Annotated in this window: 2 protein-coding genes; both read right to left on the bottom strand. The window is 55.9% G+C overall.

Features of this window, described 5'->3' with window-relative positions; genetic code table 11:
* A partial coding sequence (locus tag SPH52_RS22465) for a hypothetical protein (protein WP_411797276.1) occupies positions 1-185 on the bottom strand: 185 nt, incomplete at its 3' end.
* A 64-nt stretch (positions 186-249) separates the two neighbouring features.
* A partial coding sequence (locus SPH52_RS22460) for a hypothetical protein (RefSeq protein WP_411797275.1) occupies positions 250-662 on the bottom strand: 413 nt, incomplete at its 5' end.

Genomic DNA, 662 nt, shown 5'->3' with positions numbered 1-662 from the left:
GCAACGCTGCCCCCGACCAGGGCATGCAGGGCGATTTTCTGCGCGCTCCCCTCGTCCCAGCGGTTGTCGAAGGCACGGTCGCCCACGGCATTGAACAGCACACCGCTGACGACATGGTGCACAGCGTTCTCGAGGCTGTCGCCGAGGTGGCCCCGGTAGCTGCCGCCTTCCACGGCACTGCGAATGCCCGATGGCGGCCCGGGGTCTGGTCGCCGCCGCTGGCTAAGCTGCCTTCCATTGCCTTACTGTTCACTTCTGCTTGAACAGCCGTGAACATCGTCTTCCTACCCACCAGCCAAACACTGCAGCGAGTACAATGACACCACTTCTCAACACGTCATTCATCCCGTCTTCTGTTAATGCGGGAAAAAGTTTGACCACCAAGATAACACTCAATAACGACCCAAAAATCCCGGAGAGCCCAAGCTTATCCATCAGCAAAACGATCGGAGGTTTTTCTTCATTCGCCTGACGGTTACTCTCAATAGCGGCCGGAGTGACAAAATCGCTCCAACGAAATGGAGTATTTTTCTCAAGATACTGTTTCACCGCCTGCTCAGACTCAAACCTCTCTATGCAGTCATCCTGCCCCACTTGGCTCAGTCGCAATGCATAACCCTGCTCCTTCTTACTCAACTCAGCGCGATGCACGATCTCGCCTG

Source organism: Halomonas sp. A29 (assembly GCF_046723295.1).
Lineage (GTDB): Bacteria > Pseudomonadota > Gammaproteobacteria > Pseudomonadales > Halomonadaceae > Halomonas.
This window is presented reverse-complemented; position numbering and strand designations above follow the sequence as displayed.